The 22,555-nt window shown below is 69.0% G+C and carries 18 protein-coding genes; 10 read left to right on the top strand and 8 right to left on the bottom strand.

Annotation, left to right across the window (positions count from 1 at the left end; genetic code table 11):
• Positions 1-26: 26 nt before the first annotated feature.
• From AABA78_RS06855 to AABA78_RS06845, 3 genes are all read right to left on the bottom strand, one after another.
• Positions 27-1,502, bottom strand: a complete 1,476-nt coding sequence (locus tag AABA78_RS06855; RefSeq protein WP_338262165.1) for a DUF6250 domain-containing protein — start codon at positions 1,500-1,502, stop codon at positions 27-29.
• An 82-nt stretch (positions 1,503-1,584) separates the two neighbouring features.
• The gene (locus tag AABA78_RS06850) at positions 1,585-2,295 is read right to left on the bottom strand and encodes a hypothetical protein (RefSeq protein WP_171417513.1); all 711 of its coding nucleotides are present in this window, start codon (positions 2,293-2,295) and stop codon (positions 1,585-1,587) included.
• Between the two features lie 27 nt (positions 2,296-2,322).
• Positions 2,323-2,598, bottom strand: a complete 276-nt coding sequence (locus AABA78_RS06845; RefSeq protein WP_171417511.1) for a DUF2379 family protein — start codon at positions 2,596-2,598, stop codon at positions 2,323-2,325.
• Positions 2,599-2,654: 56 nt separating this feature from the next.
• Between AABA78_RS06845 and AABA78_RS06840 the strand changes: the two genes are divergently transcribed.
• Together AABA78_RS06840 and AABA78_RS06835 are read left to right on the top strand one after the other, a co-directional pair.
• Entirely contained in the window at positions 2,655-3,413 is a 759-nt protein-coding gene (locus AABA78_RS06840; RefSeq protein WP_120527279.1) for a DUF4159 domain-containing protein, read from the top strand.
• 26 nt (positions 3,414-3,439) lie between these two features.
• On the top strand, positions 3,440-5,719 hold the full coding sequence (locus AABA78_RS06835) for a glutamine amidotransferase (protein ID WP_338262164.1): 2,280 nt from the start codon (positions 3,440-3,442) through the stop codon (positions 5,717-5,719).
• Between the two features lie 56 nt (positions 5,720-5,775).
• Here AABA78_RS06835 and AABA78_RS06830 read toward each other — a convergent pair whose 3' ends face one another.
• The 3 genes from AABA78_RS06830 to AABA78_RS06820 form a co-directional block, all read right to left on the bottom strand.
• Positions 5,776-6,333, bottom strand: coding sequence for a superoxide dismutase family protein (locus AABA78_RS06830; RefSeq protein WP_338262163.1), 558 nt, complete (start codon positions 6,331-6,333; stop codon positions 5,776-5,778).
• 111 nt (positions 6,334-6,444) lie between these two features.
• Complete coding sequence (locus AABA78_RS06825; protein WP_338262162.1) at positions 6,445-8,022, bottom strand: N-6 DNA methylase; 1,578 nt, start codon at positions 8,020-8,022, stop codon at positions 6,445-6,447.
• 21 nt (positions 8,023-8,043) lie between these two features.
• On the bottom strand, positions 8,044-8,898 hold the full coding sequence (locus tag AABA78_RS06820; RefSeq protein ID WP_338262161.1) for an ion transporter: 855 nt from the start codon (positions 8,896-8,898) through the stop codon (positions 8,044-8,046).
• Positions 8,899-9,057: 159 nt separating this feature from the next.
• On the opposite strand from AABA78_RS06820, the gene AABA78_RS06815 reads away from it, so the two are divergent.
• The 8 genes from AABA78_RS06815 to AABA78_RS06780 all read left to right on the top strand — a co-directional run bounded on the left by AABA78_RS06815 (position 9,058) and on the right by AABA78_RS06780 (position 20,534).
• On the top strand, positions 9,058-9,819 hold the full coding sequence (locus tag AABA78_RS06815) for a bestrophin-like domain (protein ID WP_338262160.1): 762 nt from the start codon (positions 9,058-9,060) through the stop codon (positions 9,817-9,819).
• A gap of 472 nt (positions 9,820-10,291) precedes the next feature.
• The gene (locus tag AABA78_RS06810; protein WP_338262159.1) at positions 10,292-12,016 is read left to right on the top strand and encodes an ABC transporter ATP-binding protein; all 1,725 of its coding nucleotides are present in this window, start codon (positions 10,292-10,294) and stop codon (positions 12,014-12,016) included.
• A complete protein-coding gene (locus AABA78_RS06805; protein ID WP_338262158.1) occupies positions 12,009-13,760 on the top strand; it encodes an ABC transporter ATP-binding protein in 1,752 nt (583 codons plus the stop codon). Before AABA78_RS06810 ends, AABA78_RS06805 begins: the two co-directional genes overlap by 8 nt.
• Positions 13,761-13,922: 162 nt before the next feature.
• Positions 13,923-14,102 (top strand): hypothetical protein, encoded by a 180-nt coding sequence (locus AABA78_RS06800; protein ID WP_338262157.1) that lies wholly within the window; start codon positions 13,923-13,925, stop codon positions 14,100-14,102.
• 106 nt (positions 14,103-14,208) lie between these two features.
• The gene (locus AABA78_RS06795; protein WP_338262156.1) at positions 14,209-15,687 is read left to right on the top strand and encodes a radical SAM/SPASM domain-containing protein; all 1,479 of its coding nucleotides are present in this window, start codon (positions 14,209-14,211) and stop codon (positions 15,685-15,687) included.
• Positions 15,688-15,726: 39 nt separating this feature from the next.
• Positions 15,727-17,574, top strand: coding sequence for a B12-binding domain-containing radical SAM protein (locus tag AABA78_RS06790; protein ID WP_338262155.1), 1,848 nt, complete (start codon positions 15,727-15,729; stop codon positions 17,572-17,574).
• A complete protein-coding gene (locus tag AABA78_RS06785; protein WP_338262154.1) occupies positions 17,567-19,342 on the top strand; it encodes a RiPP maturation radical SAM C-methyltransferase in 1,776 nt (591 codons plus the stop codon). The genes AABA78_RS06790 and AABA78_RS06785 overlap by 8 nt, the downstream gene beginning before the upstream one ends.
• 196 nt (positions 19,343-19,538) lie before the next feature.
• Positions 19,539-20,534, top strand: a complete 996-nt coding sequence (locus tag AABA78_RS06780) for an alpha/beta fold hydrolase (RefSeq protein WP_338262153.1) — start codon at positions 19,539-19,541, stop codon at positions 20,532-20,534.
• Between the two features lie 104 nt (positions 20,535-20,638).
• Here the strand turns inward: AABA78_RS06780 and AABA78_RS06775 are convergent, their stop codons facing one another.
• Positions 20,639-22,264, bottom strand: coding sequence for a sodium:solute symporter family transporter (locus tag AABA78_RS06775; RefSeq protein WP_338262152.1), 1,626 nt, complete (start codon positions 22,262-22,264; stop codon positions 20,639-20,641).
• 12 nt (positions 22,265-22,276) lie between these two features.
• The gene (locus AABA78_RS06770; RefSeq protein WP_338262151.1) at positions 22,277-22,555 is read right to left on the bottom strand and encodes a DUF485 domain-containing protein; all 279 of its coding nucleotides are present in this window, start codon (positions 22,553-22,555) and stop codon (positions 22,277-22,279) included.

Here is a 22,555-nt window from a genome sequence, read left to right as displayed (position 1 = left end):
TGTTTCCTCCGCCGCCCGGGGGAAGGCTACAGCGGCTGGATCTTGAGGTTGTCGAAGTGGACGCGCGTCTGCCATCCGGAGAAGCCGAAGTGCCGGTTCCGGGGGCCGTAGAGGGGGGACGCGTCCTGGAGGGTGAGGAAGGGCTTGCCGTCCACTTCCCACGACAGGAGTCCGTCCCGCCGGGTGATCTTGAAGTGGTAGCGCTGGCCGGGCACCACCGCGGCGCCGTCGCGCACGGCGCGGTCGTGGGTGTGCTCGTGCTGGCGCGCGATGATGGACTGGGTGTTGCGCCAGCCGCCGAAGATGAAGACGTAGCCGGTGGCGGTGTACTGCAGGCGCGGGTCACCCGCGTAGAAGGAGCGGCCGTCGCCCCACGCCTCCACCTTCATGTCGCCGTCCGGGCTGTCACCCCAGGCGTCGAACTCGATGACGGCGTTCTCCGGGAGGGGCTTCTTCAGCCACACCGGGCGGTTGCCCACGTTCTGCACCACGAGCGCCCCGTCCTCCAGCTTCACGGCGGAGGGGTTGGTGACGTTCCACGCGTCACCCAGCGTGTCGCGGTTGAAGTCGTCCTCGGAGGGGCCGGGGGGCAGGGTGGGCTCCTCTTTCACCGCCATGGTGGCGGGCATGGAGTCCGGCGTGCCGACACGCAGGTTGTCGAAGAAGAGCTGGGACTCCCAGCCGGACAGCCCCAGCCGGTCGTGGCCCTTGCCCTTGAAGGGGAACGGGTCGTCCAGCTCCGCCACGAGCTGCCCGTCGATGGCCCACTTGAGCACGTTGCCGCGCCGCTCGACGCGCCAGTGGTACGTGCGGCCGGACTGGATGGGGGCGCCCACGCGGGACTCCACGCGCACCGCCGTGTCCTTCTTGAAGACGCCGGTGGCGACGAGGTCCGCGCCCTGGCCGCCGCCCTTCTCCGCGATGCGCGCGGCCCTGCGCTGGAGCACTTCCAGCGAGGGGGCGTTGATGTCGCGCCGGGCGATGACGGACAGGCTGTTGTTCCACCCGCCCTGCACCAGCACGTAGCCGGAGGCCGGGTCGCGCCCGTTGCCGAACAGCTCCACGCGGATGTCGCCCTCGGGGTACTCCGGGCGCACGTCGAACTCCACCGCCACGTCGTCCGGCAGCGCGGCCTGGAGCCACAGGGGGTTGTTCTTGGGCGCGGGGCCCAAAAGCTCCCCGTTCGTCACCCGCCAGTAGGCGCCGGTGGAGAAGAAGTCGCGGGCGACGACGCCCGGGTCGTTGAAGGCCTGCTGGTAGGGCACCGTCGCGGTGACGTCCGCCTGGCCGCGGAACAGCGCGTAGTGGATGAGCGGGAGCTGGATGAAGGCGACGGCGCCGGCGAGGACGGCCCAGCCCTTGCGGCCCATGCCGGCGGGCTTGCGCCACGCTTCATGAGGCACGGCGGGCTGGGAGGCGTCGGGGGAAGACGGGACGGTGGCCGCCGGGGGCGACCCTTCCTGCTTCTGCGTGTCCTTGTCCTTGCGGCTGGCCTGGCCCATCGATGCTCGAGGAAGGGGAGGGGGAAAGCCGGCGGAATCTACGCTCCGGCCCCCCCGGCGTAAAGGATTGCCGGGACAGGGGTTACTTGACCCCCCATCGCTTCTCGAGCGCCTGCTGCTCCGCCAGCCGCTGCTTGAGCCGCTGCTTCTCCGCCTTCTGTTGATCGGACTCCTCGGGCGAGGGGCGCACGGCGAGCTGGTACACGCTGCCCGCCAGGGCGAAGAGGAGCGCGGCGATGATGACGCCCCAGGGCCGGCTGGCCACCGCCTCCACCACGCCGCCAAACTGGTGCAGCGCCGCGAGCGCGCCAATCACCAGCAGCCACGCGCCCACCGCCGACGCGACGATGCCGCTCACCTGCCGGTGGAGGAAGGCGCCCACCAGACCGCCGATGATGAAGCCCGGCCCGAAGCCGAGCAGGAAGTCGCTGGGGCCGGCGATCTGGCCCGCCAGCAGCCCCAGCGGCACGCCCACGCCCACGAAGGTGACGGCGGGCGGGAAGAGGAAGCCCAGCGCCATCAGCGCCGCGGCCACCAGGGTGGGCAGGCGCGGATCCAGGTCCGCTCCCAGGTTGAGCCGCTGGGTGACGGCGCCCGTCCACACCAGGCCCAGCACCGCGCCCACCGGACCCGCCACCGCGCGGAACAGCTTGCCGCCCCCCGCGAGCAGCAGCACCAGCCCCACGAGCGCCACCACCACGCCGACCCACATGGGCAGCAGCCGGTAGATGCCCACCCAGCCGGAGGGGTTGAAGGACTGGTACGACTTGAGCGCCTGGAGGAAGCCTTCCATGACGCGCCATCCTAGCGGCAATGGCCGTCAGGAATAGCGGGTCAGGGCAAGCCCCAGCAGCACCGCCAGGATGACGGCGCCCAGGAGCGCGTACCCGTACAGGGCGCGGGGCGTGGCGGTGGCGCGCAGCAGGTCCTCCGCCCGTTCGCGGTCTTCCGGGGACGGGCTGCCCGCGAGGATGCGCTCGGCGTCCTTCCGGGCACCGGCCACGTCACCGGCGTCCTTGCGGGCCCAGGCGGCGCGCACGGCGTCGGAGCCCGGGGAGCCGGGGGCGCTGGGCTCCGTCTGTCCGCCTTTCGCCATGGCGCGCGTCTATACCAGGGAATGCAGGCACCCGCCGACGGTATAAGCGGGTCCCCATGCCCGTGCGGTCCCTCTCCCGTCGAAACCTGCTCCTCGCCACGTCCGCGCTCGTCCCGCTGCTGTCCCGGCGTGCGGCCGCCTTCGGTGAGAAGAGCCGCTTCATCCCCGCCGTGGCCCGGCACGGGGGCCGCTGGGACGTCCGGCTGTCGGGCCTGCGCCGGCTCGCGTGGGAGCTGCAGCGGCGCACGTCCGTGGAGGTCATCCCGGACGCGCGCCCGTTCGCGCTGAGCAGCCCGGACCTCTTCGAGTACCCCTTCCTCTACTTCGGAGGGGACGGGGCCTTCCCCGCGCTGAGTGACGCGGAGGTGTCCAACCTGCGCCGCTACCTCACGTACGGCGGCTTCGTGTTCGGGGACGCCAACGACGGCAGCGACGGGGACGGCTTCGACGCCAGCTTCCGCCGGGAGATGGCGCGCGTGCTGCCGCAGAGCCCGCTGAAGGAGGCGCCGGGGACGCACGTCGTCTTCAAGTCCTTCTTCCTGCTGGACGCGGCGCCGGGGCGCCTGTTGCACAAGCCGCTGCCGCTGGTGGCGAGCGTGGGCAAGCGCGCGGCGGTCATCTATTCGCAGAACGACGTGGCGGGCGCGTGGAGCCGCAGCGAGTCCGGCGACTACGAGTTCGACGTGTCCCCCGGCGGCGAGCCGCAGCGCGAGCTGGCCATCCGCCTGGGCATCAACCTGTGCATGTACGCGCTCTGCCTGGACTACAAGGACGACGCCGTGCACCTGCCCCTCATCCTCAACAAGCGGCGCTGACGGACCTCCTTCGAGCGCACGACCGAATGAACTCCCCGTCCTTCAACGCGTGGAAGCTCGTCAGCCTGTCGCCCCTGCCCGTCTGGGCGCTGGTGCTGCTGGGCGTGGGGCTGGTGCTGGGCATCGCGCTGGCGGCGTGGGGCGTGCGCCGCGAGCCGTCCCGGGGCCGCAAGCTGCTCCTGTGGGGCCTGCGCCTGGGCGCGGGCGTGGCGGCGTTCTTCTTCCTCCTGGAGCCCGGCATCCGGCACCTGCAGGTGGCGCGGATGAAGAACCGGGTGGCGGTGCTGGTGGACCGCAGCGCGTCCATGAACTTCCCGTCGGAGCCGGGCGGGCCCACGCGCAGCGCGCAGGTGGCCGCGTTCCTGGAGAAGGCGGCGCCCACGTTCGCGTCCTGGCAGGACCGCTTCACGGTGGAGGTGTACGGCGTGGATCCGGAGCTCGCTCCGGTGACGGCCGCGCAGCTGGCCCAGGAGCCCGCGCGGGCGGGCACGACGGACCTGCTCGCGGCGCTGAGGGCCGCGGCGTCCGGCGGGCAGGGGTCGCGCAAGCTGTCCGGGGTGCTCCTGTTCAGCGACGGCGCGGACAACACGGAGCTGAAGGCCGGCGCGGTGGGCCGGGCGCGGGCCGCGCTCACGGACCTGGGCGTGCCGGTGTCCACGTTCCTGGTGGGCCAGGAGGCGCTGAAGGACCTGTCGGTGGAGGGGCTGAAGGTGGATGACTTCGCCTTCGTGCGCAACTCGCTGACGGTGGAGGTGGAGATCCACGGGCGCGGGTTCTCCGGGCAGGACATCCCCGTCGTCTTGAGCCAGGAGGGCAAGACGGTGGCGAGCAAGCTGGTGCGGATGACCACCGGCGACGACGTGAAGCCGGTGTCCTTCACCTTCACGCCGGACCAGACGGGGCGGTTCGTCTACACGGTGACGGTGCCCACGTTCCCGGACGAGGCGGTGAGCGACAACAACAGCCGCTCGTTCACGCTGAAAGTCATTCGCGACCGCGTGCGCGTGCTGCTGGTGGTGGGCCGGCCGTCGTGGGACGAGCGCTTCCTGCGCGGGCTGCTCAAGCAGGACGCGAACGTGGACCTGGTGTCGTTCTACATCCTGCGCACGCTGTCGGACGACCCGGGCGTGTCGAACGAGCGGGAGCTGTCGCTCATCCCGTTCCCCATGGAGGAGATCTTCGACACGAAGCTGCACACGTTCGACGTCGTCATCTTCCAGAACTTCGGTTACTCGGACCCCTCGCTGTCCATCGCGGAGTACGAGCGCAACCTGGAGCGCTACATCCACGAGGGCGGCGCGTTCGTGATGATTGGCGGCGACAGCGTGCTGGGCGAAGGGCGCGCGGCGATGCCCACGCTGATGGAGGCGCTGCCGGTGGAGGCGGCGGGGCCCGCGAACGCGGATCCGTTCAAGCCCCGGCTCACGCCGGAGGGCCTGCGGCATCCGGTGACGTCCATTGGCACGGGCGCGGCGAGCACGGAGGCCACGTGGGGGGAGCTGGCTCCCATTCCGGGCGCGAACCTGACGCGGGCGCGGCCGGGGGCGACGGTGCTGATGGACCACCCGTTCATGACGGTGGACGGGAAGAACGCGCCGCTCGTGTCGGTGTGGGACTACGGGCGGGGCCGGGCGATGGTGGTGGCGACGGACGCGACGTGGTCGTGGGCGTTCACGGCGCACCGGGAGGGCTCTCCGAACCGGGCGTATGACCGCTTCTGGGGCAATGCGCTGCGGTGGCTGGTGCGCGACCCGGACCTGACGACGCTGAAGGTGACGGCGGATCCGCCGTCGGTGGAGCCGGGGCGTCCGGTGGGCGTGGTGGTGCAGGCGCGGATGGCGGACTACCAGCCGGCGGAGGGCGCGCAGGTGAGGGTGGAGCTGTTCTCCGTGGCGACGCAGAAGCCGGTGGCGGTGCAGACGGGCACGACGGGCGCGGACGGCGTGGTGCGGGTGGAGTTCGCGCCGCCGGCGCCGGGGCCGTACAAGCTGCTCGCGTCAGCGAAGAAGGGCGAGACGGACCTGGGCAAGGGCGAGGACGCGGTGGCGGTGCGCGCGGTGGGCCCGGAGCTGTCGGACGCGTCGGTGCGGCCGGAGCTGATGGAGCAGATCGCCAGCGTCACGGAGGGCAAGGCGTACAAGCTGCCGCGTGACGGGATGCCGGACGTTCCGCTGTTGGATCCGCCGGTGGTGGAGGTGGGGCGCGCGAAGGACCAGCCGCTGTGGGACCGCTGGTACTACCTCGTGGCGCTCATCGCGCTGCTCGGCGCGGAGTGGTTCGCGCGGCGGCGGTTCGGGTACGTGTAGCCGGAGACGGCCCGGTCCCAACGCGAGGACCGGGCGCGTTTCCGTGACGCGAGGGACTACTGTGCCTTCTCCACCACGCCGCAGGCGATGCGGCCGCCGGCGTCGCCGGTGGGGTCGGTGTGGTAGTCGTCCAGCTTGGCGTGCACCATGACGGCGGAGCCGTCCTTGTCGAGCAGCGACTTCACCTTCAGGTCCGCGATGAAGACGTCGAACTGCACCTTGCCGTCCTGGGGGACGTAGAGGTTCGGCATGTCACCGGCGTGCTGACCCTTGGGCGACAGCGCGCCGTGCTGCTTCTTCGTCGGGTTGAAGTGGCCGCCCGCCGTCTTGAAGTCCGGCGCCTCGCACTTGCCCGTCTCGTGGATGTGGAAGGCGTGCTCGCCCGCGGGCAGGTTCATCAGCGTGCCCTTCACCAGCACGCCCTTGGGCGCCTGCTCCAGCGTCACCTCGCCCACGTCCTTGCCCTGCGCGTCCTTCAGCATCGCCTTCACCGTCTCGCCCTTCTTGGGCGCGGGCTTCGTGCCCGCGTCCGAGGGCCCCATCGTCCCGGCGTCCTGGGCCAGGGCGGGCGTGGAGAGGAGGGCGGCGGCAACCAGCAGGGGGCGGATCGTCATGTCTTGGAGACTCCAGGAAAGGGATTACCCAGCGGCGCGGGACACTACCCGCCGCACGCGCTGCTCGCTGGAGAATGTCCACCCCGGCGCGCGGCCGGTGATGGGGAGTCATCACTCCGGCAGCGGCCCCTCCAGCGGCACCGGCACCACGCGGGACGCTCCGAACGCGGGCGCCCACACCCGCTGCACCGGCGCTCCGTTCAGGAAGCGCATCACCGCGCGGAACGCCGCCTCCGGGCCGCCCAGCCCTTGCGCCCAGGCGCTCCCCCGGGGTGACAGGTTGGGCACCAGCGGGCCCAGGGAGTCGCGGGACCTCGCGCCCCTCGTGATGCCCAGCCCCTCGTCCCGGATGCGCTGGGGCACGTACAGTGGCGCGAAGCGCGCGTGGCGGTGGTCGTGCACGCAGCCGGGCTCCTCCAGCAGCGCCGCGGACAGGGGCAGCTCGCGCACGTTGAACAGCAGCTTCACCGCGTCCTGGTGCGGATCATACGGACCGCGCAGCCGGTGGTCTCCTCGCGGAATCAACCGCCGGTCCAGGTAGCAGAACGCCTTCGCCTCCGGCGGCAGCGCGCCCCGGTGCCTCGCGCCGCCGTAGCGGAAGAACGGGCGCACGTGGCTTGCGTCCACCTCCAGCGCGGGGCCCTTCTTCAGTGCGCGCAGCTTGGGCAGCAGCGCGGGCTCCAGGTGGTACTCCCGCGCGAAGTCCTCCAGCGTGTCCTGCGTCGCGGCGCAGAAGGCGTGCAGGCGCGCGAGCAGCCGCTCCCGGTCCGCGTCCACCAGCAGCTCGTCGAAGCGCGTCTTCACCCCGGGCAGGCTCACGGGGATGAGCGTGGTGAGCGGTTCGCCCCGCGCCCTCCAGTCCGCGTCCAGCGCGGCGGCCTCCCGCGCGATGGGGGAGAGCCGCCACTCGGGAGGCTCGGGCGTGAAGCACTGGCCCACGCCCTTGTGTTCATGGCGGGGCGCGGGGGCGTCCGCGCCGGAGCGGGACGTCCACACGGTGATGCACGTGCGCACCTGCGTGCCCGTGAAGATGCCCGGGCCCAGGTCCACCACCTCGCGCAGGTGCAGCGCGTCCAGCAGCGCGTGGCGCAGCGGCGCGTAGATGAACGACTCCAGCAGGCTCGCGGGCGTGATGAAGGCCAGCACTCCCGGCCGTGCCGTCAGCCGCTTCATGGCGACGAGGAGGAAGAACGCGAAGTCGTCGCGCAGGCTCGTGCCCGGGGGCATGGCCAGCGGCACCAGGGCGCGCAGCCGCGCGTAGCAGGCCGCGTCCTTCAGCACCGCGGACGTGCCGTTGTAGGGCGGGTTGCCCACCCACAACTCCGCGTGCCCCTCCGGCGTCTCCGCGAGCAGCGGCTCCAGCCCGCCCCGGAGCGCGTCGCCCACGCGCACGTCCGCGCCCGTCACGCGGTCCTGGCACAGGCGGGCCACGCCGGCATCCAGCTCCAGGCCGCACAGCCTCGCGTCCGGACGGTGCCGCGCGGCGGCGGCGAGGAAGGCCCCCGCGCCACAGGCCGGGTCCACCACCGTGAGCGGCCCGTCCCCCAGGTGTGACAGCGCGAGCGCCAGCGTGCGCTCCACGATGGGCGCGGGCGTGTAGAACGCGCCCACCGCCTTGCGGTCGATGCCGGGGAACTGGTGGACCAGCCGTTCCTCGTCCAGCTCGGGCGTGTCGATGGCGCGGGCCATGCCCGGCCATCCTAGACGGATTCACCCGGTGGGCCGCGAGGGGGCCCAGTCCAGTGCCGTGCCGCAGCGTTTGCAATAGCGCGCATCCGGGTCATGACCCTGTGCGCCACAGCCCGGGCAGGCCTGCGTGTCCAGGGACTGACGCGCGGCGGCAGCGAGCTCCACCGACACGATGCCCGTGGGCACCGCGATGATGCCGTAGCCCATCACCATCAGGATGGACGCGAGGAACTGCCCCAGCACCGTCTTGGGCGTGATGTCCCCGAAGCCCACCGTCGTCATCGTCACGATGGCCCAGTACATGGACCGGGGGATGCTGTCGAAGCCGTGCGCCTCGCCCTCCACCATGTACATGACGGCGCCCATGATGACGTCGATGCTCAGCACCGTGCCCAGGAAGACGATGATCTTCGGGCGGCTCGCGCGCAGCGCCGTGAGCAGCACCTCCGCCTGACCCAGCAGGTGCCCCAGCTTGAGGATGCGGAAGACGCGCAGCAGGCGCAGCACGCGGATGACCAGCAGCGTCTGCGCGCCGGGGAACAGCACGCTCAGGAACGACGGCAACAGCGCCATCAGGTCCACGACGCCGAAGAAGCTGCGCGCGTAGTGCAGCGGCTGGCGGACGGCGACGAGCCGCAGCACGTACTCCAGCGCGAAGAGGACCGTGAAGATCCACTCGGCGATGTGCAGCCAGTGGCCGTAGCCCGCGCGCACCTGCGCGACGCTCTCCAGCATCACCGCCACCACGCTGAACACGATGGCCCAGAGCAGGGCGATGTCGAACGCCCTCCCCGCCGGGGTGTCCGCTTCGAAGATGACGGTGTGCAGGCGGGCACGGAAGCCGCTCGGGGGGCTCTGTTCGGACGGGCGGTTCACAGGCCGCGCAGCTTAGACGCAATCCCCCCGCGCGCCCGTCCCCGGAACGTTCACCATCACCGCCGGCCCTGGACCGGAGGGCCGCGTTGCCTCCACGGGCTTCCGGGGGCACCGTTCCTGGCTCCCTGAGACCAGGGCGCGGAGGTCTTCCGGCGCACGATGCGAATCGTCGAAATGATGCCCACGTGGGCGCTCGCCCTGGGGGTGTTGGTACTGCTCTTCCTGAGCCTGGAGTTCGGCTACCGGCTCAGCCACCGCAAGCCGGGGCTCGACGACGTGTCGGCGCTCCAGGCCTCGGTGCTCGGCCTGGTGGCGCTGCTGCTCGCCTTCTCCTTCTCCATGGCCGCGGAGCGGTACACCCTGCGCCGCGATCTGGTCGTGAAGGAGGCGAACGCCATTGGCACGTTCTACCTGCGCTCGGGCTTCCTGCCGGAACCCACGCGCGGTGAGCTGAGGACCCGGCTGCGCCGCTATGTCGATGTCAGGCTCGATGCGTACGTGGACGCGAAGGACCCGGAGCGCTTCGCGCAGTGGCTGCGGGAATCGGATGCGCTCCAGGCGCAGCTCTGGACGCTGCTGGACTCGGTGGCGCCAGGGACCCCGACCGCGGTCCTGACCCTCACCACCCAGGCCCTCAATGACGTGTTGGACGTCTCCGCCGAGCGCCTGGAGGCATCCCGCAACATCATCCCGAACTCCATCTTCCTCCTGCTGCTCATCGGGATGCTCGGCTCGGCGATGCTGCTGGGCTTCCGGCCGGACACGCGAAATCGAGGGGGGCTGCCCTGGGTCATCTTCGTGGTGATCCTCACCGCCGTGATGTTCACCCTGGTGGACCTGGATGTTCCCCTGCGCGGGCGCATGCACTCGGATCAACGTCCGTTGTACGACCTTCAGCAGCAACTGCGCTCCCATCCCTGAGGCGCGCGGCGCTCCTGCGTGCTCCTGGGATACCGGCCGGAGGCACAGTTGCGCGAAATCCTCTCCTGGAGCCTGTTCGTGGTCATCCTGCCCGCGGTGATGTTCACCCTCCTGGACCTGGACCTCCCCACGCGAGGACGCATCCGCGTGGATCAACACAGCCGCTGTGGGCGCTCCAGGAGAAGCTGCACGCCCATCCCTGACGTACTGCCCGGTATGTCGCGGGTCCGTCCAGGCATTGATGGCCCGGACCTGGAACTCGGAGTGCTGTTGAAGTCGTGCGCTTCGCCCGCGAGATGGCCTGGCGGTGCCGGCTGTCATTGCCCTGTCAGGCCGATGCCAATGGAATTCCTGACGCCGCGGGCTTGATGACGCTTTCATGGAGAGCGAAGCTCAAGGCATCGCAAACAGCGCCGGAAGAGGACAGTCCATGGGGACACAAATTCGGCAAGCGTCTTCCAGGGGTGCAGCCATGGGGCGCCTGCTGAGACTCGCGGGTCCGCTGCAAGGCCTCTTCATGGTCGTGCTGCTCTTCGCGGCTGCCTCGGCGGTCCTCAGGGTGGTGGGTGCCCACTATCTGGGACGCCTCCTGGCGACCGCCATGTCTGGGGATTCTCGGGGGCTGGGCCATTACGCCACCGGCGGCGCCCTCATCACTCTGGGGAGCTGTGGCGTGTTCTTCCTGCGCCAGTTCCTGGCGGGAGCCTTCGTCCAACGCCTGTTGGCCAGACTCCGGCAGCGCATGGCCACGAGCCTGGGAAGCGCATCCGCCGATGCGATGAATGTAACGCATTCGGGCGATGTCCTCTCGCGCCTGTCTGGCGATACGACACTGCTTGAGCAGCTCTTCAAGGAGAACCTTCCGGATCTGCTCACCCGCTCGCTCGCGGCGGTCCTGGCGATGCTCTACATGGTCAGCCATGACTGGGGGTTGACCCTCGCCGCGCTCCTTCCCACGCCGGTGCTGCTCCTGGCTGCGGAGCACGTCAGCAGGCCGCTGAAGGCCATGGGCCAGCAGGCGCAGGAGGCCCTGGGAAGGATGAACGTGGTAGCGCGCGAAGCGCTCTCCGACGGGGCCCTGGTGCGCGGAGCCTGCATGCAGCAGGGCTTCATGTCCCGCTACCAGGAGGAGCAGGCCCGCTGGCTGGACGCGGGGCTCCGTCAGGGCGCGCAGACCGGCTTGCTGTATTCGGTGGGGCTGGCGCTGTCGTTGATGCCCTGGCTGGTCCTCTTCTGTGTCGGCGGCTATCGGGTCCTACACGAGGACCTCGACCTCGGCCTGCTGTTCTCGTTCCTGAACCTCCTGGGCGCGCTCTCGTTCCCGATGCAGGAGATGCCACGGCTGCTGGGGCAGATCCGCTCGAAGCTTACGGCGGCGGAGCGCGTATGGAACATCGTGGACCTTCCGCCTCGGCCGACGGGGGGCGCGCGGGCCTCGCTGGACTCCGAGCCGCTCGTCGAGTTCCGGGACGTCACCTTCTCCTATCCGGGGCGGGAGAGACCGGCCCTCGAAGGAATCAACCTTCGCGTGCGGCGGGGCCAGAAGGTGGCCCTGGTCGGAGGCAGTGGCTCCGGAAAGTCCACGGTCCTCCGACTGCTCCTGGGGGACTTCACGCCTTCAAGCGGCGAAATCCTCATCTCCGGCAAGCCCCTGCATACGCTCGGCGCGGAGTCGCTCCGCGAGCAGTGCGCCGTGATGGGGCAGGACGTGTTCCTCTTCGATACGACCATCCGGGAGAACCTGCGGCTGGGCTCCCTGGGCGCCAGCGACGAGGCTCTTCGCGCGGCGGCCTCAATGGCCTTCGCCGACACCTTCATCCAGGCTCTTCCTCTTCAGTACGACACCCCGGTGGGCGAGGCCGGAGGACGCCTGTCGGGAGGGCAGCGCCAGCAACTCGCCATGGCGCGCGCACTCGTGCGGGACGCGCCCCTGGTCCTCATCGACGAGGGCACGTCCGCGCTGGATCCGCAGCTTGAGTCCCGGCTCCACGCCGAGGTCTTCGCCCGCAACCCTCGCAAGGCCTTCATCGTGGTGGCCCACCGCTTGAGCGCCATCCGGGATGCCGACTGCATCTACGTCTTCGAAGGGGAGCGCATCATCGAAAGCGGCTCCCACGATGAGCTCCTGACACGGGGAGGGCGGTATGCCGTGCTCTGCCGCGCCCAGACGTGGCGTCAGGAGGAAGCGAATGGCTAGCCGTCGCGACGTGGTCGGGCGGCTGCTGGACTTCCTGGGGCCCGCCAGACGCGAGTTCCTGCTGGGCATCTGCGGGATGGGACTCATCAACCTGGGCCTCAACCTCGGCCTCGCGTTCATCATGGCCCACTTCACCCGCGCGATCCTCGACGGAGACCGGCCCCGGCTCCTGGCGGCGGTGCTGGGTTTCGCCCTCGTCACGGCGACGGCGGCGGTCGCCATCCAGCAGTCCGCCGTCGCGTTGACTCGGAGCGCCGTGCGCGCGGATGGCCACCTGCGGGCCGCGCTCTTTCGCAAGCTGGTCCACGTTCCCCTTCCGGAGCTGGAGGGACGGGGTTCGGGGGAACTGCTGTCCCGGCTCAACTCGGATGCCACCCAGACCGCGATGCTCTACAGGCAGAGCCTTCAAGGCTTGTGCATCACCCTGCTCAATGGGGTGGGCTCGACCGTGGCGATGCTGTTCATCGACTGGCGGGCTGGCCTCCTGGTCATCGGCCTCTCCGCGTTGATGCCGCTTCTCATGCTGCCCCTGCGAAAGCCGCTGGGCGACTGGAGCCGGGCGGTCCAGGAATCTCAATCAGGCTTCCTGGCTGCCGCGGGACAGCTTGTCCAAGGGGCGGCGGTCATCCGCTACTTCAATCTGTCAAAGTGGATCCTGGACAGGGTGGAGGCCCACAACCAGCGCCTGGAGCGCGCTGGCATTCGCCTTGCTTGCCTGGAGTCCACCCGGGGCTTGATTGAAGGCCTGGACCTCGCCGTTTCCACCAGCCTCATCGTGTATGGCGCTTGGCGCGGCCTCCACGAGCCCGATTTCGTTCCCAGACTGCTGGCCCTGGTCCAGGTCAGCCATGGCACGGTCACGCTGTTCGCTGGGCTCGCCAGCGTCTGGGCAGACTTCCAGGTTCGGCTCGCGAGCGCCGAGCGCCTCACCACGCTCCTCTCCCTTCCGGACGAGTCCCGAGCGCCGGGGAGGCATCAAGGACTTCCCGTGCCCGGCCAGGGGCTGACCGTCCGGGGCCTTGGCTTCGCGTATGGCAATGCCTCTGACATCGCCCTCCACGACGTCTCCTTTCACGTCGCACCCGGCCAACGCGTTGCGTTCGTAGGACTGTCAGGAGCGGGCAAGAGCACCCTGTTCAAGTTGCTGCTTGGATTGTACCCATCGGCAACGGGGGACGTCTGGCTTGACGGCTGCGGCATCCACGAGGAAGGCCTTGACGCCTGGCGGCGCTGCTTTGCCTATGTGCCTCAGGGGGCTTCCCTGTTCAGTGGGACGGTCTACGACAACATCCTGGGTGGCCTGCCAGATCCAGGTCCGGAGGCTGTCGAGCAGGCGGCGCGCGCGGCGAACGCCCACGAGTTCATCCAGGTGCTCCCCGCCGGCTACCGCACCGCATTGGAAGAAGGCGCCAGGAACCTGAGTGGCGGCCAACGCCAGCGGATTGCCATTGCGCGCTCCTTCCTCCAAGCCCCCCGCGTGCTGCTCCTGGACGAGCCCACTTCCGCCCTGGATGGAGAGAATGAGCGGCATGTCCAGGAGGCCTTGGACAGACTCATGGCGGGGCGCATCACGCTGCTCATCACCCACCGGCTCTCCGCGTGCCGTGATGCGGACCAGATCTTCTACGTCGAGGCGGGCGCGCTCCAAGAGCACGGGCGCCACGAGGACCTCATGCGATTGCCCGGGGGCAGGTACCGCCGCCTCGTTGACGCGGGGCCCCAACCGCTCAGGCGGGCTGGGTAGGGAGCCGTCTGTCGGTGAACGACGTGAAGCAAGACGGACCCGGGAGATTGGGCTGCCCTTTTGCTGACATGGCAGTGTTTCTGTCTGGCTGGATTTGCATGGCTTGACTATTTAAAAACATTTCCAGACAATTCCTTGCGCCCTAACAAAAGGGAGGTGCGCATGGTGAAGGAAACCGTTTCGTCCGTCGCTCAGTCCAACTCGAAGCCGGAGTCTCCCCTGTCCATCGTCAAGATGAGCTCGGAGCAGCTCAAGGGCTACACGGCCCAGCTGAACGAGTACCTCAACTCGGGGACCGGGACCGCGATCCGCGTCTGCGAGTGCTGCATCAACGTGTCGTAGCCGTTCAGCGCAGCGAAGGCTTCAAGGTCGCTGGGTTCCAGATGAGGTGGCCGCGTGAAGGCTCTTCACGTGGCTGCTCAACTCAAGATGGGAGACGGACATGTTGATGCCAAGCACTTACAACGTGGTGGTACCGCTGAAGGGGAATGACGGGGCAGAGCAGGACTACCACGTGCTCTTCAACACCCTGGCGGGGACCCTGGACGTCATCGATGGGAAGGTGGCCACGGCCCTGAAGGAAGGCGGCGGCGGTTCCCTCCCGCTTCCCCCCGACGTGCTGGGGTATCTGGACCAGCGCGGGTATTACTTCGAGTCCAGGCAGGACGAGGTGCTACGCTCCCGCATCCTCTATGACGAGATGATGCGCTTCCACCGCCAGAGCGCGCGGCAGCCGCTGGTCGTCATTCCCAGCTACAACTGCGACCTGAAATGTCCGTACTGCTGGCAGCGGCTCTATCACATGGATTCGCCCGTCATGTCGGAGGAGATGGCCAACCATCTCTTCGAGGCACTGCCGACGTTCCTGGAGAAGAACCACTCGCCAGACAAGACCGACCTCATCATCTTTGGCGGCGAGCCGTTGCAAGACAAACCCGCGCTGCGGGCGCGTGTCCTGCACCTGCTGGAGCTGGGGCGCCGAGCTGGGTACTCGACCAAGGCCATCTCGAATGGCGTGGGGCTTGCTCCGAACGTGCCGTATCTGAAGGGGAACATCGACGTCATCCAGGTGACCATCGACGGCCCCGCGGAGATCCACAACAAGCGCCGTCCGCTTCCCGGACGCCGTGAGTCGTTCGCCCCTATGATTGAAGGCATTGCCCGCGCTGTCGATGCGGGAATCCACATCAATGTCCGGGTGAACACGGACATGACCAACCTCTACACGCTGCCCGAGTTGTCGGAGTTCGCCCAGGCGCAGCCCTGGTTCTCCAGCGGGCTGGTCCGCTTCCACCTGGCACCCGTGAAGAATCACAACCCCCGCAAGGAGTCGCCCTCCGAGTCCGACCTGCTCCTCAAGGTCCTGGAGCTGGTGGGCCGCGACGAGCGGATGTCCATCTATGACCTAAGCGGGTTCCCGGGCATCAAATACTTCCAGGGGTTCAAGGACTCTGGGCTCTTCTCACCCCACCGGTTCTTCAACTGCGAGGCACAGATCAACTTCTTCGCATTCGACCTGCACGGGGATGTCTATGCCTGCTGGGACACCGCGGGGCTGAAGCATCTGGCCGTGGGCTCGTTCTCGCCGGAGGTGAAGCTGGATCCCACGAAGCTGGGCCAGTGGCGCAAGCGCACGGCGCTCGACATCGCGGGGTGTCAGCCCTGCCCATCGTCCCCGCACTGCGGCGGCGGGTGCCAGTTCCTCGCGCTCGAGCACAAGAAGACGTTCCTGGAGTCCGCGTGTGATTCGATGATGGAGGGCTACGTCCAGGCCATCCAGTCCAACGCGAACTGGCTGCTGGAGCGTGCCCGGGCAGGGGACCACGCGGTGGGGCTCGTCACGGCGCGGGAGGTGGTAACCCCGGTGACGCGGCTCTTCGGACTCGCGGATTCCGACGGCAAGGCGGAACTCATCGGCTGCGCATGATGACCAGCGGCCCGCGCGCACGAACCATCAGGAGGCGGCATGAGTGACGTGGAACCCCGACGTCTGCGGATGCTCTTCTTCCTGGACTACTTCGACCCCGGTAACGGAGGGCGGTTCGTCAATGCGCCCGGACTGCTGCCGCTGATCGGGTCCACTCGAGCCGCTGGCTTCGACGTGGACTTCGTCACCGAGGAGGCCGCCCTGCTCAGGGCGATCGAGGCCCCCGAGGTGGACGTCGTCGGCATCTCCTCCATGGAGCGCCTCCTGCCCCGTTCGGTGGTGCTCGCGAGGACGATCCGACGGCTCCGGCCGGACGTGGTGCTGATGATCGGGGGCAATGCCATCGACCCGTTCGCGCGGGACTTGGCTGGCGGCTTGTTCGATATCGTGGTTCTGGGGGAGGCGGAGCATGCGCTGCCCGCGCTACTGAGGTCGGTGGCGTTGGTGAAGGGGCTCTCACCGGGCGGCAGCCCGCCGACGCCGGTCCGTCGCATTGAGGGTACGGCGCGGCGGCAGGGCCCGGCCTCCGCTGGCGGAGCGCTGCCTCCGGACGCCGTGGACGTCGTCCTCCAGGCGAGCTTCCAGCGCCATGTGCCAGGGCACGGCGCCATGGAGCTGCGCGTGGGCAACGTCTACGTCCGCGACTCGGCCCGCGGGGTCGTCTGGTTCCTGGAGGAGCCAGGCCCGGCCGCGCGCCTGGCTGCCGAGGCCGGCCGGCTCGCGCTGGACACCGGCACGGCACCGGTCGCCCAGGAACTGGATGCCTTATGCGTCCTCCCCTGGGAGGTCCTCTCCCAGGAAGGCTGGAAGCACTTCGAGTTCTACACCCAGCGTGGCTGCCGGTGGGGCCGGTGCCACTTCTGCTCCGTCAGCAACCGGAGCATCCGTGCGCTGAGCCCGGGGAAGGTCGTGGAGGTCATTGCCGAGGCCGCCGGCCGGGGCATGGAGACCATCTCGTTCGCGGATGACCTGTTCGTGCAGGACCCGGCCTGGAACCGGGAGATGCTCGAGCGGCTGCGGGAGCAGGGCCTCCGCGTGAAGTTCCGGGCGCAGACGATGGCGAACCGCTCGGTGTGGCCATTGTTGGAGCTCATGCAGCAGGTGGGCTTCGTGGAGCTGGCCTTCGGGCTGGAGACCCTCAACCCGGAGCGGGCGGAGTTCATGGCCAAGTCGTTCAACGGCAAGGCCTATGTGGAAAACGCCCGGGAGACGGTCTGCAGGACGGCCGCCGCCGGCATCTACCCCATGATCTACATGATCATGGTCGACCCGAAGTCCACCCTGCGGCAGATTGCCTCGGAGCTGGAGGACGTGGTCCGGTTCGCCGGGGACGTCTATGGGCGCACGGGGGTGGTCCCGAAGCTGTCCTATTCGCTGATGATGTTGCCGGTGGCCTGTACGGACGTCACTTCCCGGTTCGAGTCCCATACGACGCGGGTGGAGCTGGATGACGGTGCCTTGGTGATGCCCACCGAGTTCAGGGTTTCGGAGCCGGTGCGGCGCTACCTGCTGATGATCGACCGGGAGACCGCGCAGCTGCCTTCACGCCGTGAGAACCTGTCGTCGCTCGACGCCTACTTGCGTTGCGCGGTGCTGCTGGCCGAGGAGTTCCAGGACCCAGAGCAGGAGGCCATCCAGGCCAGCGTCGAGCGGGGCCTAGAGGCGTTGCGGACGCTGACGGGCCGGCTGGACGCGGACGCCGAGGCGTCGGTCGGCTCGTTGATCGCGCGAGCAAGACACGAGGACTTGGGGGCGCTGCTGGCGGACAGGCGCTATGACTTTCGCCGCTTCGGCGGGTACTTCACGGGCATCCAGCGGTTCTACACGCAGCTGACCGCCGCGATGGAAGGCCGTGCGGAGGAACCCGGAGGGCGCGCGAATGGCTGAACCTGTCGCCCATCCGCCCGCGCGGGTGTTGCTCGTCTGCATGCCCTACCAGAGCGCCTCCCTGTCCTCGCTGGCCATCGCGCTGCTCGCGAGCACGCTGCGGGAGCGGGGCGTGGAGACGGAGGAGGCCTACCTCCACTTCGACTTCGCGCGCTTGGTGGGCGCTTCCGCCTATGCTGACCTTGTCGAGGGAGGAACGCAGCAGGGCCTCCTCGGGGAGATGCTCTTCGCGGAGGGCTTCCATGGCCCCAGCGCCGAGGAGGGAGTCGAACAGCGGCTGGGCCCATGCTTCGGGCCCCCAGCCCAGCGGTCGGCGCTGCTGGCGGAGTTCAGGCGGATCTGCCTGGCGCGAGTCGAGGCGGCCCGGCCGGACCTAGTGGGCTTCTCCACCTCCTGCAACCAGTTGCTGCCTTCGCTCTGGCTCGCGCGGCAGATCAAGGACGTCTGGCCTGGGGTCCGCATCGTCCTGGGCGGCTCGGCCTGTTCACTGCCCATGGGGGAGCGGATCAGCCAGAGCTATGACGTAGTGGACCACGTCGTGAGCGGCTACGGCGAGGCGCCACTTCTGGAGCTGGCCCTGGGCGGCCCGGGGGCGGGGCAGCGGCTCATGGTCAGCGAGCGTCCCGTCAACATGGATGCCCTGCCCCTTCCCGACTACAGCACCTATCTCCAGGCCGCGCATGCGTTCACTGAGGACCCCCATCGCGTGATGCTGGCCTTCGAAAGCTCCCGGGGCTGTTGGTGGGGGCAGAAGAACCACTGCACGTTCTGCGGCTTGAACCGGCTGGAGATGGCCTACAACTCCAAGTCCAGCGCGCGTGTCGTCAAGGAGGTCCGGACCCTGTGGGAGCGCTACGGAAAGCCTCTGTTCGCCACGGATAGCATCCTCTCCCGCGCGCACCTGAAGGAGGTCATGCCGGAGCTGGCCGCGTACGAGAGCAAGCCGGTCCTCTTCTACGAGGTGAAGGCGAACATGACCGGCCGCGAGGTCATGGCGCTGCACAAGGCCAATGTCGCCTGGGTCCAGCCCGGTATCGAGAGCCTCAACTCCCACCTGCTCGCCCTGCTCAAGAAGGGCGTCAAGGCGATCCAGAACCTGGCACTGTTGAAGTGGTGCCGGGAGCTGGGGATCTCCGTGTCCTGGAACCTATTGTGCGGGATCCCGGGGGAGACGATCGAGGACTACGACGCGCAGCTGCGGCTCATCGAGCGGTATCCCCACCTGGCGCCTCCCCAGGGCATGAACCCCATCCGGGTAGACCGCTTCGCTCCGTACTTCAGCGCCTTCGAAAAATACGGCTGGTCAGCCCTCGAACCGCTTGAGGAGTATCGCTTTCTGCATCCCTCCCTGAGCAGGGAAGAACTCAGGGACATCGCCTACCACTTCGATGCGCTGGGGGGCTCCAGTGTCTTCAACGCGTACCGGGACGACGTCCAGGCGTCCTTGGTGCGCTGGAAGCGGGCCCATGCCCGTGGCGATGGGCTGTTCTGGGACGAGCCCCGGGGCCTCATCCTCATCCGTGACGGGGCCGTGTCGCTCATCGAACGCGAGGAGGAACTGGCGGCAGTGATCAACGCCTCGCATGAACTCGTCGCGCTTCCGGCATTGAAGGCGCTCTCGGCGAAGGCTCCCTCGCTCGTCGAGGAGCTGCTCGACATGGGAGTGCTCTACCAGGAGGACAACCGGGTGGTGAACCTCGCGGTCCGAGTGGGCCTGCGCAGCATGGGCATGGCGTGGCAGGGGGCCCCGTCCCAGCCAGGCGCCTGACGGGCAGGTGAGGCCCGCGGGCTAGGCAATGGCCGGACGCGTGGTTCGTTCCCAGTGTGTCAGCGCATCTGGCGCCTGGGAGTTCAAGCACATGATGCAAAGCGTTGGTCGTTTCCCACTTTCGGCACTCGTGCTTGGGCTGTCGCTGACGGCCCTCCCGGCCGCCGCGGAGCAAGCGCCCACGCCCCAGGCGGTCATGCGCGAGGCCCGCCGCAGCGTGCTCACGGACGGCATCGAGAAGGCGGAGGCGGTGCGCATTGGCGGCATCGACCAGTGGATCTCCGTCCGGGGACGCCACAAGGACAACCCGCTGCTGCTCTTCCTGCATGGCGGGCCGGGCTTCACCGCGCTGCCCTCCGCGTACTTCTACCAGGGCGAATGGGAGGAATACTTCACCGTCGCGCACTGGGACCAGCGCGGCGCGGGCAAGACGTACGCCCTCAATCCGCCGGACAAGGTGCGCCCCACCATGACGGTGGACCGCATGGTCGCGGACGCGGAGGAGGTGGTCGCGTACCTGCGCAAGACGTACGGCAAGAAGCGCATCGTGCTCGTGGGCCACAGCTGGGGCACGGTGCTGGGCGTGAAGCTCGCGCAGAAGCACCCGGACTGGTTCGACGCGTACGTGGGTATCAGCCAGGGCGTGGACATCCCGAGGAACGAGGTCCTGGGCTACGAGGCCACGCTCGCCGCGGCGAAGGCGGACGGCAACGCGAAGGCCATCGCGGACCTGGAGTCCATCGCCCCGTTCCCGGACCCCAAGGACCCCGAGCGCACGCTGGCCAACCTGGGCAGGGAGCGCCGCTGGCTCATGCACTATGAGACGCACGGCTGGCGCGCGCCGGACTGGCACGGCGCGGAAGTGTGGCGCTACAGCCCGGACGTCACCGACAAGGACATGCAGGCGCGCGACGAGGGCCTGGACCTGAGCCTCGCGGCGTTCTGGGGGCCCATCACCCAGCTGAACCTCACGAAGGCGAACCGCTTCGCGCTGCCCGTCGTCTTCTTCCACGGCCGGCATGACCGCACCACGTCCGCGCAGCTCCTGGACGCGTGGTACGCCACCGTCCAGGCGCCCTCGAAGAAGCTCGTCTGGTTCGAGGACTCCGCGCACATGGTGCACGAGGAGGAGCCCGGCAAGGTGCTCGTCCACCTGGTGCAGGACGTGCTCCCGCTCACGCGCGGGAAGTAGTCACGGAGAAAAAGAAGGGCGGAACCCGAGCCCCTTTGGAAACTCCCGGGTTCCGCCCTGTCCTCCACGCCGAGGAAGAAACCGTGGAGGACGGCCGAGCAGCCTCAAACCTTTTGGGGTGCCTCCGGGACGCCCGGCGGCACCGAGCCCGCGACGCCGGTGGGGACCGTCACGGGCGGAAGCACCACCGCGCCCACGTGCATGCGGTGCTCCACCTCCGCGAACCGCCGCGACGCCTCCGCCTCCGGCGACAGCAGGGACACCACCCAGCCGACGACGAAGGACAGCGGGAGGGTGACGATGCCCGGGTTCTTCAGCGGGAAGAGGGCGGACGCGTTGCCCAGCAGGTCCACCTGCACCGTGGGCGACAGGAAGATGAGCAGCACCGCGCTGAGGGAGCCCGTCAGCATGCTGGCCACCGCGCCCCGGGTGGTGAAGCCCCTCCACAGCATGGACAGGAGCAGCGCGGGGAAGTTCGCGCTCGCCGCGATGGCGAACGCCAGCCCCACCATGAAGGCCACGTTCTGGTTCTTGAAGAGGACGCCCAGGAGGATGGCCAGGATGCCCAACAGCAGGCTGGAGATGCGCGCCACCTTGAGCTGCTCCGCCTCCGGCGCGTGCCCCTTGCGCACCACGCTGGACCACAGGTCGTGGGACAGCGCCGCCGCGCCCGACAGCGTCAGGCCCGCCACCACCGCGAGGATGGTGGCGAAGGACACCGCGGAGATGAAGCCCAGGAAGCCCGTGCCGCCCACGGCCTCCGCCAGCATGGGCGCGGCCATGTTGCCGCCCTTGTCCACGCCGATGATGGCCTGACGGCCCACCAGCACGGACGCGCCGAAGCCCAGGATGAACGTCACCAGGTAGAAGAAGCCGATGAGCCCCGTGGCGTAGAAGACGCTGGTGCGCGCCGCCTTCGCGTCCGGCACCGTGTAGAAGCGCATCAGGATGTGCGGCAGGCCCGCCGTGCCGAACATCAGCGCCACGCCCAGCGAGACGGCCTCCAGCGGGTTGGACACCAGCTTGCCCGGCGCCAGCGCCTCCGGGCCGTAGCGGTTCGCCGCCTCGCTGAAGAGGGCCGTGGGGCTGAAGCCGAACGGGTACAGCACCGCGCCCGCCAGCGCCGTCGCGCCGCCCAGGAGCAGCACCGCCTTCACAATCTGCACCCACGTCGTGGCGATCATCCCGCCGAACAGCACGTAGAGGATCATCACCGCGCCCACGATGACGACGGCCGTCTCGTAGGAGAGGCCGAACAGCAGGCGGATGAGGTTGCCGGCGCCCACCATCTGGGCAATCAGGTAGAAGACGACGACAGTGAGCGTGCCCACCGCGGCGGACAGGCGCACCGGGGTCTGCTTCAGCCGGTAGGCCACCACGTCCGCGAACGTGTACTTGCCCAGGTTGCGCAGGGGCTCCGCGATGAGGAAGGTCACCACCGGCCAGCCCACCAGCCAGCCCACGGAGTAGATGAGCCCGTCGAAGCCGGACGTGGCCACGAGCCCCGCGATGCCCAGGAAGCTGGCGGCGCTCATGAAGTCACCGGCCAGCGCGAAGCCGTTCTGCGCCGCGCTGATGCCGCCGCCGGCGGCGAAGAACTCGGAGGTCGTCTTCGTCTTGCGCGCGGCCCAGTACGTGATGGCCAGCGTGATGCCGACGAAGAGGAGGAAGAAGAAGATGGCCGTGGTGTTGGGCTGGCCAATCTGCGTGCCCGCGGTCGAGGGATTCATGGGTGGCCTCTGTCAGCGGCGCAGTTCGTCGAGCGCGCGGTCGTACTTGCGGTTCGCCCACAGCATGTAGACACCCGTCAGCACCCAGGCGAGCAGGATGGTGAGCGCCCCCAGCACGATGCCGACGGACAGCCCGGGCACGAGCTGGTGCCCCATCAGCGGCCGGTTGAACGCCACGAGCAGGATGAAGCCCAGGTAGGCGACGAGCATCGCCACCGTCAGCGCGCCGGCCACGCGCCAGCGCCTCGCGGCCAGCGCCTTCAGCAGGTCGTCCTTCGAATTGCCATACAT

It is taken from the genome of Corallococcus caeni, assembly GCF_036245865.1.
GTDB classification, from domain to species: Bacteria; Myxococcota; Myxococcia; order Myxococcales; family Myxococcaceae; genus Corallococcus; species Corallococcus caeni.
The sequence above is the reverse complement of the archived record's forward strand: the minus strand, read 5'-3'. Positions and strand labels throughout refer to the sequence as shown.

Bases quoted from the DNA above. Each gene is read 5' to 3' on its own strand.
- AABA78_RS06775 (WP_338262152.1), bottom strand. From the start codon at position 22,264: ATGAATCCCTCGACCGCGGGCACGCAGATTGGCCAGCCCAACACCACG.
- AABA78_RS06785 (WP_338262154.1), top strand. From the start codon at position 17,567: ATGGCTGAACCTGTCGCCCATCCGCCCGCGCGGGTGTTGCTCGTCTGC.
- AABA78_RS06805 (WP_338262158.1), top strand. From the start codon at position 12,009: ATGGCTAGCCGTCGCGACGTGGTCGGGCGGCTGCTGGACTTCCTGGGG.
- AABA78_RS06800 (WP_338262157.1), top strand. From the start codon at position 13,923: ATGGTGAAGGAAACCGTTTCGTCCGTCGCTCAGTCCAACTCGAAGCCG.
- AABA78_RS06770 (WP_338262151.1), bottom strand. From the start codon at position 22,555: ATGTATGGCAATTCGAAGGACGACCTGCTGAAGGCGCTGGCCGCGAGG.
- AABA78_RS06825 (WP_338262162.1), bottom strand. From the start codon at position 8,022: ATGGCCCGCGCCATCGACACGCCCGAGCTGGACGAGGAACGGCTGGTC.
- AABA78_RS06815 (WP_338262160.1), top strand. From the start codon at position 9,058: ATGCGAATCGTCGAAATGATGCCCACGTGGGCGCTCGCCCTGGGGGTG.
- AABA78_RS06780 (WP_338262153.1), top strand. From the start codon at position 19,539: ATGCGCGAGGCCCGCCGCAGCGTGCTCACGGACGGCATCGAGAAGGCG.
- AABA78_RS06810 (WP_338262159.1), top strand. From the start codon at position 10,292: ATGGGGCGCCTGCTGAGACTCGCGGGTCCGCTGCAAGGCCTCTTCATG.
- AABA78_RS06830 (WP_338262163.1), bottom strand. From the start codon at position 6,333: ATGACGATCCGCCCCCTGCTGGTTGCCGCCGCCCTCCTCTCCACGCCC.
- AABA78_RS06845 (WP_171417511.1), bottom strand. From the start codon at position 2,598: ATGGCGAAAGGCGGACAGACGGAGCCCAGCGCCCCCGGCTCCCCGGGC.
- AABA78_RS06855 (WP_338262165.1), bottom strand. From the start codon at position 1,502: ATGGGCCAGGCCAGCCGCAAGGACAAGGACACGCAGAAGCAGGAAGGG.
- AABA78_RS06840 (WP_120527279.1), top strand. From the start codon at position 2,655: ATGCCCGTGCGGTCCCTCTCCCGTCGAAACCTGCTCCTCGCCACGTCC.
- AABA78_RS06850 (WP_171417513.1), bottom strand. From the start codon at position 2,295: ATGGAAGGCTTCCTCCAGGCGCTCAAGTCGTACCAGTCCTTCAACCCC.
- AABA78_RS06790 (WP_338262155.1), top strand. From the start codon at position 15,727: ATGAGTGACGTGGAACCCCGACGTCTGCGGATGCTCTTCTTCCTGGAC.
- AABA78_RS06835 (WP_338262164.1), top strand. From the start codon at position 3,440: ATGAACTCCCCGTCCTTCAACGCGTGGAAGCTCGTCAGCCTGTCGCCC.
- AABA78_RS06795 (WP_338262156.1), top strand. From the start codon at position 14,209: ATGCCAAGCACTTACAACGTGGTGGTACCGCTGAAGGGGAATGACGGG.